Raw genomic sequence first — 14,024 nt, forward strand, 5'->3', positions numbered from 1 at the left:
GACATCGTTGCGGTTTTTGCGGGATCGACGATGATGATCAGCGCGGAATCGACAGCGCCAGGGTTTCCTTCAGCTCTTCCATCACCACATAGCTCTTCGACTGGCCGGCGTCGGCCACGTGCAGGATCTCGCCCAGCAGGCGCCGGTATTCGGACATCTCGGGGATGCGCGCCTTGATCAGGTAGTCGAAGTCCCCCGACACCAGGTGGCATTCCATCACTTCGGGAATGGCCAGCATCGCGCGCCGGAAGCGTTCGAAGGCCTTGTCGGATTTCTGATGCAGGTTGATCTCGACAAACACCAGGATCTGCATGCCCAGCGCCTGCGGATTGATGCGCGCGTAGTAGCCCTGGATGACGCCGTCGCGCTCCATGCGCTTGACCCGCTCGATGCAGGGCGTGAGCGACAGCCCGACCTGCTCGGCCAGGTCCTTCATCACGATCCGCGCATCCTGCTGCAGGATGGACAGGATGTGCAGGTCGATCCGGTCCAGGATGCGGTTCGAGGCTTTTTGTACGCGCATGGCTCCAATCCAGAATATTTTCTGAAAAATGACGTATTAACAGAAACAATTATCCCCTTACCCGCGCTACGATGGCAACCTTTTCTGGATTCAGCTTTCGAGGAATGTATGCGAGTCATCGTATTGGGCAGCGGCGTGGTCGGCGTCACCACCGCGTATTACCTGGCGCAGGCCGGCCACGAGGTCACGGTCATCGACCGCCAGCCCGGTCCGGCCCTCGAGACCAGTTTCGCCAATGCCGGCCAGATCTCGCCCGGCTATGCCTCGCCCTGGGCCGCGCCCGGCATTCCGCTGAAGGCCGCCAAATGGCTGTTCCAGCGCCACGCGCCGCTGGCGATCCGGCCCGACGGCTCGCTGTTCCAGCTTGCCTGGATGTGGGAGATGTACCGCAACTGCGACCCGGCCCGCTACGCCGTCAACAAGGAGCGCATGGTGCGCCTGGCCGAGTACAGCCGCGACTGCATGCGCGCGCTGCGGCGCGACACCGGCATCGCCTACGAAGGCCGCCAGCAGGGCACGGTGCAGCTGTTCCGCACCCGCCAGCAGTTCGACGGCGCGGCCAAGGACATCGAGGTGCTGCGCGACGCCGGCGTCGCCTATGAAGTGCTGGAGGGCGCGCAGCTGGCCACGGCCGAACCGGCGCTGGCCAACGTGGCCGACAAGCTGGTCGGCGGCCTGCGCCTGCCGAACGACGAAACCGGCGACTGCCAGCTGTTCACCACCCGCCTCACCGCCATGGCGCGCGACCTGGGCGTGCGCTTCGAATTCGACACCGCGATCCGTTATCTGAATGAAGCGGGCGGCGAGATCGTCTCCGTCATGACCGACAAGGGCGAGTTCAAGGCCGACCGCTATGTTCTCGCTCTGGGCAGCTACTCGCGCCTGCTGCTGCAGCGCTGGTTCCCGCTGCCGGTCTATCCGATGAAGGGCTATTCGCTGACCGTGCCGATCACGGACGCCGCCCGCGCCCCGGTGTCGACCATCCTCGACGAAACCTACAAGATCGCCGTGACCCGCTTCGACGACCGCATCCGCGTCGGCGGCATGGCCGAGCTCTCCGGCTACAACCTCGACCTCAACCCGCGCCGCCGTGAAACCCTGGAGCTGGTCGTCAACGACCTGTTCCCGGGCGCGGGCGACACCGCCCGGGCCAGCTTCTGGACCGGCCTGCGCCCGATGACGCCGGACAGTACCCCGGTGGTCGGCGCGACGCCACTGCGCAACCTGTTCCTGAACACCGGCCACGGCACCCTGGGCTGGACCATGGCGGCCGGCTCGGCCAGCGTGATTGCCGACCTGGTGGGCGGCAAGGCGCCGTCGATCCGCGCCGACGACCTGGCCGTGTTCCGCTACGCGGGCAGCAGCGGCGCCGCCGCCGGCGGCAAGCTGGCGCAGGCTTGACGCCATGAGCGACCAGGCAAGCTGCGCCCGCGCCGGGGCCATCCTCACGATCGACCTGGACGCGGTGCGCGCCAATTATCGCCTGCTGCGCGAACGTGGCCGGACCAAGGCCGCGCAGGCCGCCTGCGCGGCCGTGCTGAAGGCGGACGCCTACGGGCTCGGCATGGACAAGGTCGCGCAAGCGCTGGTGCGCGAAGGCTGCCGCAGCTTCTTCGTGGCCCACCTCGACGAAGGCATCCGCCTGCGCCAGCTCGTGCCCGAGGATTGCTCGATCCATGTGATGCACGGCGCCATGCCGGGCGCGGCGCGCGACTGCCTGCTGCACGACCTGGTGCCGGTGCTGAACGATCCCGGCCAGGTGGCCGAATGGCGCGCGCTGGCGCGCGGGCTCGGGCGAGACCTTCCGGCCGCGCTGCAGGTCGACACCGGCATGTCGCGCATGGGCATGGCCCCGCTTGACCTCGACCGGCTGCGCCAGGATCCTGACTGGCTGAGGGGCATCGACCTGCGCCTGGTGATGAGCCACCTGGCCTGCGCCGACGAGCCGGCGCACCCGCTCAACGAGCGCCAGCGCCAGCGCTTCGAAGAAGTGCGCGCGCTGTTCCCCGGCATGCCGGCCAGCCTGGCCAATTCCTCGGGCGTGTTCCTGGGCGGCGCCTGGCACTTCGACCTGCTGCGCCCGGGCTGCGCGCTGTACGGCATCAATCCACAGCCGGGGCACGCCAATCCGCTGGCGCAGGCGGTGTCGCTGGCGGCGCGCGTGGTGCAGCTGCGCACCGTGGCCGCCGGCGACATCGTCGGCTATGGCGCGCGCTATGTGGCGCCGGGAGAGCGCCGCATCGCCACCATCGCCATCGGCTATGCCGACGGCTGGCTGCGCGCCCTCACCGGCCGTTCGCAAGCCTTCGTCGACGGCGTGGCCGTGCCCTTCGCCGGCACCGTATCGATGGACAGCATCACGCTCGACGTCACCGGCATCCCCGAACCGCGGATCGCGCCCGGCCGGACAGTCGACCTCCTTTGCCCGCAGCAGACGGTGGACGACGTCGCGAGCCAGGCCGGCACCATCGGCTACGAAGTGCTGACCCGCCTGGGTGCACGCTTCCACCGCCGCTACGTGGGCGGCTAGAACAACTCCATATTCGGCGATGGCGGCGGCGCGGCGCGCTTTGGCGCCAGCGGCGCCGGCCACGCTTTCATGGCCTCGGCCGGATAATGCCGCAGGAAGCTGCGCGCGACGTCCGTATCGCGGCAGGCCAGCCAGTCCCCCACTTCCTCCTGCGCCAGCAGCACCAGCGAGCGCTTCTCGTCGCCCGGCTTGTGCATGCGCCGCATCAGCGGATGGTCGTCGGCGTTGATGGTGATCTGGGTGAAGGCGGTCGCCATGGCTCCGTCGGCCTCCTGCCACTCGCGCCACAGCCCCGCCACCCAGAACATCGCGTCATCGGCCATGCCGATCGCGGTGCGCTCGGCGCGCCCGCTCTCGTAGCACGGCTCGTAGAACCACAGCATCGGCACCGCGCACAGCTGCAGGCGGCGCCAGGCCGGGGCGAACGAGCGCCGCTCGAGCAGCGATTCGGCACGCGCATTCATGGTGTCGAAGGGCTTGACCTCGGGCGGGATGTGGCGCCGCGGCACCATGCCATAGCTGGCCACGCAGGCGTCCAGCGGCAAGCCGGGCGCCGCGCGCAGGATCGGCGCCGCGTAATCCTTCCAGGTTTCCTCGGGCCAGTGCCAGTCGCGCGGCAGGATGCTGAAGGCGCCAATGCGGCCGTTGAACTGCTCGGGTGTCGGAGGACGATAATTAACGCACATGAAAAATACCTGGAAGATGTTGCCGAATAATAACAGCGGCGGCGAACGTGGCGTCCCCATGGTAACTGAAGTGTAAAATGCATCGTTCACTTTTTAGCATTCGCACCGATGCCGCCAGCCAGCCTTCCCTTCCTGCCCGCCACTGACGAGACATCGCGACTGATTCTTGCCTTCCCCTGGGACACCACGAGCCTGGGCCCCATCGAAGGCTGGCCAACCGTGCTCAAGACCACGGTGGCCCTGATCATGGCCACCCCGGCGCCGATCGTCACCCTGTGGGGTGAGGATGGCTACATGATCTACAACGACGCCTACCGGGTGTTCGCCGGCGGGCGCCACCCGGTGCTGCTCGGCTCGAAGGTGCGCGAAGGCTGGCCCGAGGTGGCCGACTTCAACGACAATGTGATGAAGGTGGGCCTGGCGGGCGGCACCCTCAGCTACCAGGACCAGGAACTGACCCTGCACCGCAGCGGCCAGCCGGAGCCGGTCTGGATGAACCTCGATTATTCGCCGATCCGCGACCAGGAAGGCCGCATCGCCGGCGTGATGTCGGTGGTGGTGGAGACCTCGAGCAAGGTCAAGGCCGAGCGCCACGTGCGCGCCGAGCGCGAGCGCCTGAACACGATGTTCGAGCAGGCGCCCGGCTTCATCTGCCTGCTGGAGGGCCGCGAGCACCGCTACGCCCTGGCCAACGACGCCTACCGCGCGCTGACCGGCCACCGTCCGCTGCTCGGCATGCCGGTGGCGCAGGCGGTGCCGGAGCTGGCCGAACACGGCATCGTCGAGGTGCTCGACCGCTGCTTCGCCGAAGGCACGACCTTCCGCGCCGAGGGCGTCGAACTCACGCTGCGCAATCCCGGCCTGGACGCGCCGGTGCATTTTTTCATCGACTTCCTGCTGCAGCCGTTGCGGGACACGAACGGCGCCGTGTTCGCCACCTTCGTGGAGGGCAACGACGTCACCGAACGGGTGACCGCCGAGCGCGCGCTGCGTTCCAGCGAGGCGCGCTTACGCACCTTCGCCCAGGCCATGCCCAACCACGTGTGGGCCGCGCGCGAGGACGGCAGCGTCGAATGGATCAACGACCGTGTGCATGAATATGCCAGCGCCGGCGCCGCTCCCCTGGCCATGCTGGGCCATGGCTGGGGCCCGCTGCTGCATCCGGACGACGAAGCCCGCTACCGCGCGCTGTGGGACGCCAGCGTCGCCTCCGGCGCCCCGCTCGACGCCGAGATCCGGCTGCGCCGCCACGACGGCGAATACCGCTGGCACCTGGTGCGCGCGCGGCGCTCGCCGGGCGAGGCCGGCGACGGCGTGCTGTGGATCGGCAGCAGCATCGACATCGAGGAACAGAAGCGCGCCAGCGAGGCGCTGGCCGCCGTCAACGCCACGCTCGAGGAACGGGTCGAGCGCCGCACGGCCGAGCGCGACCGCATGTGGCGACTGTCGAAAGACATCATGCTGGTGGCCGACCTGCAGGGCGCCCTGTTCGCGGTGAATCCGGCGTTCACTTCGATCCTGGGCTGGACCGAGGCCGAGGTGCTGGCCACCTCGCTGCTCGAGCTGGTGCATCCAGACGACCGCGCGCCGACCGCGACCCAGATCGAGGCGCTGCGCCTCGGGGGCCAGGTGTTCCGCTTCGAAAATCGCTGGCGCCGCAAGAACGGCAGCTGGTGCCACCTGTCCTGGACCGCCTCGCCCGACGACCAGTACATCCACGCGGTCGGCCGCGACATCAGCACCGACCTGGCCCAGATGGAAGCCATGCGGCGCACCGAGGCCGCGCTGCAGCAGGCGCAGAAGATGGAAACCATCGGCAAGCTGACCGGTGGCGTTGCGCACGACTTCAACAATCTGCTGCAAGTCATCGGCGGCAACCTGCAACTGATCGCGCGCCGCGCCGACGGCCTGCCCGAGATCAGGAAGCGCGTCGAGAACGCCATGAGCGGCGTCGAGCGCGGCGCCAAGCTGGCCAGCTCCCTGCTGTCGTTCGCGCGCCGCCAGCCGCTCGAGCCGAAGGCGGTCAAGATCGGGCGCCTGCTGGGCAGCATGGAAGACATGATGCGGCGTTCCCTGGGCGAGGAGATCGACGTCGAGATGGTGATCTCGGGCGGCCTGTGGACCACCGAAGTCGACCCGGCCCAGCTCGAGAACGCGATCCTGAACCTGGCGATCAATGCGCGCGATGCCATGGACGGCGCCGGCAAGCTGACCCTCGAAGTCGCCAACGCCGCGCTGGACGCCGGCTACTGCGCCACCCACCCCGAAGTCGCCCCCGGCCAGTACGTGCTGCTGGCCGTCAGCGATACCGGCAGCGGCATGCCGCAGGAAGTCATCGACCAGGCCTTCGAGCCCTTCTTCTCGACCAAGCCCGAGGGCAAGGGCACGGGTCTCGGGCTGTCGATGGTGTACGGCCTGGTCAAGCAATCCGGCGGCCACGTCAAGATCTACAGCGAGGTCGGCGAAGGCACCACGGTCAAGATCTACCTGCCGCGCTCGCTGCAGGCCGAGGACCACGCCGGCGAGCAGCTGGCGCAGCCGGCCACCGGCGGCCACGAGACCGTGCTGGTGGTCGAGGACGACGAGCAGGTGCGCCTGACCGTGGTCGACATGCTGGCCGACCTGGGCTACCGGGTGCTGCGCGCCAACGACGCCGCCTCGGCCCTGACCGTGATCGACAGCGGCATCCACGTCGACCTGCTGTTCACCGACGTGGTCATGCCCGGCCCCTTGCGCAGCCCGGAGCTGGCCAGGAAGGCGCGCGAGCGCCTGCCGAACGTCGCGGTGCTGTTCACCTCGGGCTATACCGAGAACGCGATCGTGCACGGCGGCCGCCTCGACCCGGGCGTCGAACTGCTCGGCAAGCCGTATACGCGCGACGCGCTGGCGCGCAAGGTCCGCCACGTGCTGGCCAACCAGCAGCAGAAGAACGCGGCCCTGCAGCCATCGCCCGGCGCCGCCGCGCCGGCCGGCTCGAAGGTGCGCGTGCTGCTGGTGGAAGACGAGGACGACATCCGCGAGAACACCGCGGAACTGATGCGCATCATGGGCTATGAGGTGCTGGAAGCGGCCAGCGCCGAAGCCGCGCTGGCGCTGCTGGAGCGGCGGCCGGACATCGTGCTGACCGACCTCCAGTTGCCGGGGCTGGGCGGCGAGGCGCTGGCGCGGCTGGTGAGGGAAAAGCTGCCGCGCGCGCGGATCGCCTTCATGAGCGGGGCCAGCCACGCATCGGATGCGGCGGATGCGCTGTTGCCGAAGCCCTACGACGCCGGGCAGCTGGAGGCGCTGCTGGACAAGCTGGCCTGATTCAAGCCCCGCCCAGTTGCCGGCGCAGGGTGGCCAGGAAGCGCTCCTTGTCGAGCAGGGTGCGCACGTCCTCGCGCCCGTCCTCGCCCGGCACCTCGAGCACCTCGGCGGCGTCGCGCCGCATATCGTCCGGCCCGTTCACGCGCAGCAGCTGCGGCGAGGGACGGCGCTGGCTGTCGGGCAGCGACAGGATAGTGTCCACGCGGTCGACCACCAGGCCGAAGCGCTCGCCCTCGTGCTCCAGCACCAGGATACGGCAGCCGGAGCGGTCCTCGAGCGGCGCCATGCCGTACAGGACGCGCAGGTCGATCACGCACACCATCTGCTGGCGCACCTGCATCATGCCGTGCACGCAGTCCGGCATGCCGGGCGGACGGGTGACGGGGCCGTCGAAATCGACAATCTCGCGCACCTGGCCGATGTCGGCCGCCCAGCCCGTGTCCAGCGAGAACGCCAGGTAGACGCGGCGCGCCCCCACCTTCTTCTCGGCCGCGCGCGCGGCGCCGGCTTCGGCCGCATACAGGCGGCGGTGGCCGGCGCAGATCTCGGCCACCTCGGCATCCGAGAACAGCGCGTCGTGCGCCAGGAACAGGCTGTCGCCCAGCTCCGCGTTGGGCAGGCAGCCGCGGTACATGGCGCCACGCGCCGTGCCCAGCATCGGGATCGGCAGGATATCGCTGTCGAAGTAGGGCCGGATGTCGTCGACCGCGTCGACCAGCAGGCCCAGCTGCTCGTCGCCGATGCGCACCACCAGCACCCGCGCGTCATCCGGATCGCCCGTGCCGGGCGCGCACTGCAGCAGCGCGCCGAAGTCGACCACGCCGACCGGCGCGCCGCGCAGGTTGAGCCAGCCCTTGCACAGGCGGCCCAGCATCACCGACGGCTGCAGCGCTGGAACGCGCATGATTTCCTGGATCGCCTCCATCGCCAGCGCGAAGCGCAGCCCACCCACGGTGAACGAGATGCACTTGCGGCCTTGCGCCTGGCGCAGGAAGCGCATGCGCCAGGCTTCGCGCGCCACGCTGGCGTGGGCCCGCACCTGGGGCACGTTATCGATGCGCACCAGGCGCGCGGCATCGAGCATCTGGACGATGCGCGCGCCGTCCTCCAGGGTGATCGCGCCCGCGACCACGCCCGGTTGCTGGCCTTCGCTCCAACGCAGGCCGGCGCGCTGCTCGGGGCGCACGCGCAGCACTTCGCCGGTGGCGTCGAACACCAGGCCGACCTGGATGTCGTCGACGTCGACGATCGCCACACGCTGTTCGCTTGAGGCGGCGGGCGCCGCCGGATCGAAGATGCGGCCCAGGTTCAGGAGCGGAATGGCGGCGCCGCGCAGGGTGAAGATGCCTTCCAGGCAGGCTGGCGACAGCGGAATCCGGGTGATCCGCTCCGGCATGCCCACCACTTCGCGCACGTGGTCGGCCGGCAGCGCGAATTCCTGGCCCGCCAAGAAGAAGGTGCCCACCACTTCCATGCCGGCGGCCTCGCGCAGCACGCGCGCGGCGGTGGCCTGCTGCGCCTCGATCGCGGCCACCGCGGCGCGCGCGTCGGCATGCATGTCGTTCAGCGCGTTCATGCCGTCACCATCTGCTCGCGCTGGGCGGACTGGATGCGCACCACGCTGAAGGTCTGGCGGTCGCAATCGATCGACAGGCGCCGTCCCTGCGAGCCGCCCACGTCCTGGAACGCCACCTGCAGGCCGCGCAGCGAGATCTGCGAGCGCGCCGCGGCGATATTGCGGGTACCGACCGCGCCGTCGTGCGTGCGCAGGTTCAGCATGCGCGCGCCGCCGGCGATCACCACGTCCACCTCGTCGTACTGCTCGCGCCGCACGCCCAGCGCCGCCAGCAGGCGCGGCACCGCGGCGCTGACGTAGCGCGCCGAGTCTTCGCCGGTCTCGACGCCCTCGGGCAGGAAGCAGTGCGCCAGGCCGCAACGGCGCTGCTTGCGCCAGATCATGCCGATCCCGACGCAGGAACCCAGCAGCGCGGTCAGGACTTGCTCGCCCTGGCCGATCTGCATCTGGCCGGTCAGGACGTGGGACGTGTGGTTCATGCTGTGCGTGTTCATGGTGTGTTCAATCCCCGATACGGTAGACGTGGGCCTGCTCGAACACGAAGTCCGTGTCCAGGCGGGTGATGGATTCCTGTTCGCCCAGGACCAGGCGCGCCTCGCGCCGCATCGCCGCGCGGGCGCCGGCCAGCACCCGCTGCTGGGCCTGCGCATCGAAGTAGATCAGCACGTTGCGCAGCATGACCAGGTCGAAGCCGGCCGCGCGCGGCGGCCGCTGCAGCAGGTTGTGCTCGCCGAACTCGACGTACTGCGTCACCTCGGTGGCGACGCGGACCGCCTCGCCCACCGGACGCAGGTATTTGCGGAACAGTTCCGGGTGGTCGCGCTCGAAACGTTCCACGCTGCGCCCGCGGTAGATGGCGGCGCGCGCCGTGGCCAGGGCGTCGGTCGAGATGTCGGTGGCCAGGATCTCGAAGCGAAGGCCGGGGAAGTTGCGGCGCGCCTCGAGGCAGGTCATGGCCAGCGAATACGCTTCCTCGCCGGTGGCGGCGGCGGCCGACCAGATGCGCAGCGGCCCATCCTCGGCGCGCGCGGCCCACTCGGGCAAGAAGTCGCGCTCCAGCCAGCGCCACACGGCCGGGGTCCGGAAGAAGGCGGTGTCGTTGGTGGTCACCGAATTGATGAACGACACGACTTCCTGGCGGTCCTGCTCGAGGCGCGCGATGTAGGCGCCGTAGTTGTCGAGCCCCAGCGCGCGCAGGCGCGGCTGCAGGCGCCCCTGCAGCAGCACGCGCTTGTGCCGGCCCATTGCGATGCCGGTGTGCTGGCGCACCAGCCCGATGATGGCGTCCAGTTTGTCGTCGCTCAGTTCCATGTCGCTCAGTCCCATATCGCTCCCTTACACCACGAAGCGGGCCACGGTGGCGCTCAGGTGCCCGGCGTGCTCGTTCAGGCCCTCGGTCGAACGCGCGATGCTGTCGCAGGAGCCGGCCGAACGCTCGGTTTCCTGGGCGATGTAGGAGATCGCGGCGCTGACTTCCTTGGCCGTCAGCGACTGTTCGCTGGCGCTGTCCGAGATCTCGGCGATCGCCAGCGAGGTCTTGCCGACGCCCGTGGTGATGCGGTCGAAGGCCTCGCTGGCCTGGCGCGAAATCTCGCTGCCCTGGGCCACGCGGCGTACCGATTCGTTGATCAGCTTCGAGATTTCCTTGGTCGCCTGCGAAGAGCGTTCGGCGAGCTTCCTGACCTCGTCGGCCACGACCGAGAAGCCCAGGCCGTGCTCGCCGGCGCGGGCGGCCTCGATCGCGGCGTTGAAGGCCAGCATATTGGTCTGGCCGGCGATCTCGCCGATCACCTTCACGATCTCGCCGATGTCTTCCGACGACTGGTTGATCATGGCCATCGCCTCGATCGAGCGGGCGATCGCCTTGGCGCCGATCTCGGCCTCGTCGCGGGTGTTTTGGGCCAGGGCATTGGCTTCCTGGGTGCTGCGCGCGATGGTGTTGATCGAGGCGGTCAGGCCGTCGACCGAGGCGTTCATCTGTTCCACCGTGGCGCCCAGCGCCTGGGCGCTGGCGGCCACCGTGTTGGAGCGTTCGGCGATCGCGCGCGAAGAGTCGTTGAGCTTGCCGGCGGCGTTGACGGCGTCGCCGATCACGGCGCGCAGGTCGCCGATCATCTTCATGACGCCGCGCGCCAGCTGGTCGAGCGGCTCGTCGCCGCTGGTGTCGATCGAGCCGGTCAGGTCGCCGCGCGAGGCGCGCGCCACCTGCTCCAGCAGGGCGTCGACCTTCTGGCGCTCGGATTCGGCGCGCTCGACGGCGGCCTGCTCCAGCATCACCTGCTCGGTGATGTCGGTGGCGAACTTCACTACCTTCACCGGCTTGCCGTCGGCGTCGAAGATCGGGTTGTAGGTGGCCTGGATCCACACCGTCTTGCCGTTGTTGCCATGGCGCTTGTAGCGGCCGGCGTCGAATTCGCCGCGATTGAGCTTGCCCCAGAAGCGGCGATAGGCCGCGCTGGCGGCATATTCGTCGTCGCAGAACACGCGGTGGTGCTCGCCGCGCACGTCTTCCAGCGCGTAGTCGAGCAGGTCGAGGAAATTGGCGTTGGCGTCCAGCAGGATGCCGTTCATGTCGAATTCGACCACGGCCTGGGCCTTGCCGATCGCGGCCACCAGGCCCGAGGTCTCGGCGGCGCGCAGTTTTTCCAGCGTGATGTCGGTGGCGAACTTGATGATCTTGCACACCCGGCCGCTGGCGTCCTTGACCGGATTGTAGGAAGCATTGATCCAGAACTCGCGCCCGCCCTTGGCGATGCGCTTGTACTCGGCGCGGTCGGCCTTGCCGGCGGCCAGGTCTTGCCAGAAGCGCACATAGGCCGGCGAATCGATCAGGTCGCGTTCGCAGAACATCGAATGATGCCGACCCGTCAACTCGTCGTCGGTATAGCCGGTCACGGCCAGGAAGTTGTCATTGGCACGCAGGATGTTGCCATTCAAATCGAATTCGATGATGGCCTGGGCGCCGTCGAGCGCCGAATAGATCGCGCGCAGGTCCTGCAGGGCGTCGGGCGATTCCAAATAGATCGTTTCCATATATCCAGGGGTCAGGTGGGTGAAGACGACGCGAAGCGCGGCGCCACATCAATGCATGGAAGCAATCATGCGCCAAAATACGCAGACAGTAAATTCAGCAAAGTCAGAAGATTAGAAATCAGGACAGATGTTGTCGTTTCCTCGCAACAACATCTCCGACTCGGCAGTTCCCCGCCTCCTTCTCCTATAAGAAACGGCATGCCGTCTGTTCATGATGTTCCCTCACAACATCTAAATCTGCAAATATGAAATATTTTCCTTGAGTAATTCGGTAAATTCGATAGAATGCACATCATCGACTAAACCAGCAAAACCGAAACCATGATGACCCCACCCACCCACCGTTCGATTCAAAGGAATTCCATGACCATTCGTATCCTGAATATCCTGCTGTTCTGGACCATCGTGCTGGCAGGCACCAAAGTATTCGCGGCCGATACCCAGGCCGTCGACGTGCGTTTGCAAGCCTTCCAGGTCGTCGCCCAGGACAAGGGCGCCGAGAAGCTGGTGCCGGCCCTCGAAGCCGAAGTCGGCGACACCATCGAATACCAGATCACCTACCAGAACCAGGGCAAGACTGTGGCCCAGGCGGTGGCAGCGACCCTGCCGGTGCCCGAAGGCGCGATGAGCTACCTGGCCGGCAGCGCGGCGCCGAAGGCGGTCCAGGCCAGCCTCGACGGCAAGACCTTCGCCCCCCTGCCCCTCACCCGTGAAGTCATGCGCAAGGGCCTGCGCGTGGTCGAGCGGGTGCCTGCATCCGAATACCGCTTCCTGCGCTGGAACCTGGGCGACCTCGCGCCCGGCCAGGCCGTCACCGTCAGCTCACGCATGAAAGTGATCTCGATCGGCAGCGCGCCCAAGTTGGCAAACAAATAAGGGAGGGATGCCCTGACGCCCGAACTCCGTCGATTTAATTGTTTTTTTGATAACTTTTGCAGTTTTTACCCGGTTCAATCGCAGTACAAACCCGATTCATTTCCCGTCTGACAAGAAGGAAGAAGCCATGAAAACCCGCCTGACCCTCGTCGCCGCAGCCTCGCTGCTGGCAGTCGCCAACGCCAACGCAGCCCCGACCGCCGCCGGCACCCTGATCACCAACCAGGCCAGCGCCACCTATACCGACTCGACCGGCACCAAGACCGTCCAGTCGAACGTGGTCACCACCACCGTCCAGCAAGTGGCCAGCCTGAACATCAACAACGGCACCGCCAAGAGCGGCGCGGCCGGCACCCAGGTGGTGTTCGCCCACAGCGTGACCAATACCGGTAACGGCCCTGACACCTTCGCCCTGAGCCAGACCAACAGCGGCGCCCTGGCCCTGACCGGCGTCGTGTTCTACCTGGACGCCGACGGCAACGGCGCCGCCGACAACGCCACCCCGGTCACCTCGACCGGCCAGCTGGCCCCGGGCGCCACCTACCGCTTCGTGGCCGTCGCCACCCTGGCGGCAGGCGCGACCACCGGCAACACCAACACCATGCAAGTGAAGGCCACCAGCGTCTTCAACGGCAGCGTCAGCGCCACCAGCACCGACACCACCACCGTCGGCGCCGGCGCCATCATGGACATCACCGCCAACGCCTCCGGCCCGACCGCGCCGGGCAACGGCCAGGGTCCGGAAGCCGCCGCCATCGAGACCAAGCTCACCACCGCCGGCGCCATGACTTCGTTCGTCATCTACCTGAACAACACCGGCGGCAGCCCCGACACCTTCGCGCTGGCCGCCAGCACCGACGTCAACTTCGGCGGCACCCCGCTGCCGGCCGGCTGGACCGTCGTGTTCAAGGACGCCAACGGCCAGGTGATCACCAACGCCACCGTCGCCGCCGGCGCCAACGTCAAGGTCACCGCCGAAGTCACCCCGGCCGCGGGCGCTACCCCGGGCACCACCGACATCTGGTTCCGCGCCCAGTCGACCACCAACGGCGCCATCTCGGACCGCATCCACGAAGCCGTGACCATCGTCGCCGGCGACTCGCTGCTGGAACTGGTCAAGACCCAAGCCCTGGACGCCGACTGCAACGGCACCCCGGAAGGCGAGTTCACCAAGGACCCGATCACCGCTGCGCCGGGCGCCTGCATCCGCTACCAGATCGTCGCCACCAACAAGGGCCTGACCACCATCAACGCCGTGGTCATCACCGACAACGTGCCAGCCAACACCACGTACCACACCGGCGCCGCCGCCCAGACCCTGCTCGGCTCGATCCTGGCGCCGGTCGCCGCAGGCGTCGTCAGCACCGTGTCGGCCACCGGCTTCAACCTGAATCCGAACGAGTCGAACACGCTGAACTTCGGCGTCAAGATCAACCCGTAAGCCTTCCCTCAACCAGCAAGCGCGGCGTCCCCGGACGCCGCTTTTCGAATTCT

At 67.9% G+C, this 14,024-nt stretch carries 11 protein-coding genes; 5 read left to right on the top strand and 6 right to left on the bottom strand.

Translation table 11 applies throughout. The features are described 5' to 3' along the window. Nucleotides 1-37: 37 nt before the first annotated feature. A complete protein-coding gene (locus J3U95_RS08640; RefSeq protein WP_005667188.1) occupies nucleotides 38-523 on the bottom strand; it encodes an Lrp/AsnC ligand binding domain-containing protein in 486 nt (161 codons plus the stop codon). Nucleotides 524-631: 108 nt separating this feature from the next. On the opposite strand from J3U95_RS08640, the gene J3U95_RS08645 reads away from it, so the two are divergent. Together J3U95_RS08645 and alr are read left to right on the top strand one after the other, a co-directional pair. Next, nucleotides 632-1,924 (top strand): D-amino acid dehydrogenase, encoded by a 1,293-nt coding sequence (locus J3U95_RS08645; protein WP_208278199.1) that lies wholly within the window; start codon nucleotides 632-634, stop codon nucleotides 1,922-1,924. 4 nt (nucleotides 1,925-1,928) lie between these two features. Beyond that, entirely contained in the window at nucleotides 1,929-3,053 is a 1,125-nt protein-coding gene (gene alr / locus J3U95_RS08650; RefSeq protein ID WP_208278200.1) for an alanine racemase, read from the top strand. On the opposite strand, the gene J3U95_RS08655 is transcribed toward alr, so the two are convergent. Then, nucleotides 3,050-3,739 carry an SOS response-associated peptidase family protein gene (locus tag J3U95_RS08655; protein ID WP_208278202.1) on the bottom strand — a complete coding sequence of 230 codons (690 nt, stop codon included), beginning with the start codon at nucleotides 3,737-3,739 and terminating at the stop codon, nucleotides 3,050-3,052. The two genes, alr and J3U95_RS08655, sit on opposite strands and share 4 nt — an antisense overlap. 108 nt (nucleotides 3,740-3,847) lie before the next feature. Here J3U95_RS08655 and J3U95_RS08660 point away from each other — a divergent pair, with 108 nt between their 5' ends. Next, nucleotides 3,848-7,045 carry a hybrid sensor histidine kinase/response regulator gene (locus J3U95_RS08660; protein WP_208278203.1) on the top strand — a complete coding sequence of 1,066 codons (3,198 nt, stop codon included), beginning with the start codon at nucleotides 3,848-3,850 and terminating at the stop codon, nucleotides 7,043-7,045. A gap of 1 nt (nucleotide 7,046) precedes the next feature. Here J3U95_RS08660 and J3U95_RS08665 read toward each other — a convergent pair whose 3' ends face one another. Genes J3U95_RS08665 through J3U95_RS08680 form a run of 4 tightly spaced genes read right to left on the bottom strand, consistent with a single transcriptional unit; the run spans nucleotide 7,047 to nucleotide 11,654 of the window. After that, nucleotides 7,047-8,621: a chemotaxis protein CheW gene (locus J3U95_RS08665; protein WP_208278205.1), complete on the bottom strand. Its 1,575-nt coding sequence runs from the start codon at nucleotides 8,619-8,621 to the stop codon at nucleotides 7,047-7,049. Beyond that, nucleotides 8,618-9,115 (bottom strand): chemotaxis protein CheD, encoded by a 498-nt coding sequence (locus tag J3U95_RS08670; protein WP_208278206.1) that lies wholly within the window; start codon nucleotides 9,113-9,115, stop codon nucleotides 8,618-8,620. The genes J3U95_RS08665 and J3U95_RS08670 overlap by 4 nt, the downstream gene beginning before the upstream one ends. Before the next feature lie 7 nt (nucleotides 9,116-9,122). After that, nucleotides 9,123-9,947: a CheR family methyltransferase gene (locus tag J3U95_RS08675; protein ID WP_229519710.1), complete on the bottom strand. Its 825-nt coding sequence runs from the start codon at nucleotides 9,945-9,947 to the stop codon at nucleotides 9,123-9,125. Between the two features lie 9 nt (nucleotides 9,948-9,956). Then, complete coding sequence (locus J3U95_RS08680; RefSeq protein ID WP_208278208.1) at nucleotides 9,957-11,654, bottom strand: methyl-accepting chemotaxis protein; 1,698 nt, start codon at nucleotides 11,652-11,654, stop codon at nucleotides 9,957-9,959. Between the two features lie 363 nt (nucleotides 11,655-12,017). Between J3U95_RS08680 and J3U95_RS08685 the strand changes: the two genes are divergently transcribed. After that, the gene (locus J3U95_RS08685) at nucleotides 12,018-12,530 is read left to right on the top strand and encodes a DUF11 domain-containing protein (RefSeq protein WP_208278209.1); all 513 of its coding nucleotides are present in this window, start codon (nucleotides 12,018-12,020) and stop codon (nucleotides 12,528-12,530) included. A gap of 127 nt (nucleotides 12,531-12,657) precedes the next feature. Then, complete coding sequence (locus tag J3U95_RS08690) at nucleotides 12,658-13,971, top strand: DUF11 domain-containing protein (RefSeq protein WP_208278211.1); 1,314 nt, start codon at nucleotides 12,658-12,660, stop codon at nucleotides 13,969-13,971. Nucleotides 13,972-14,024: the final 53 nt, after the last annotated feature.

Source organism: Massilia oculi, from assembly GCF_017582745.1.
GTDB classification, from domain to species: domain Bacteria; phylum Pseudomonadota; class Gammaproteobacteria; order Burkholderiales; family Burkholderiaceae_D; genus Telluria; species Telluria oculi_A.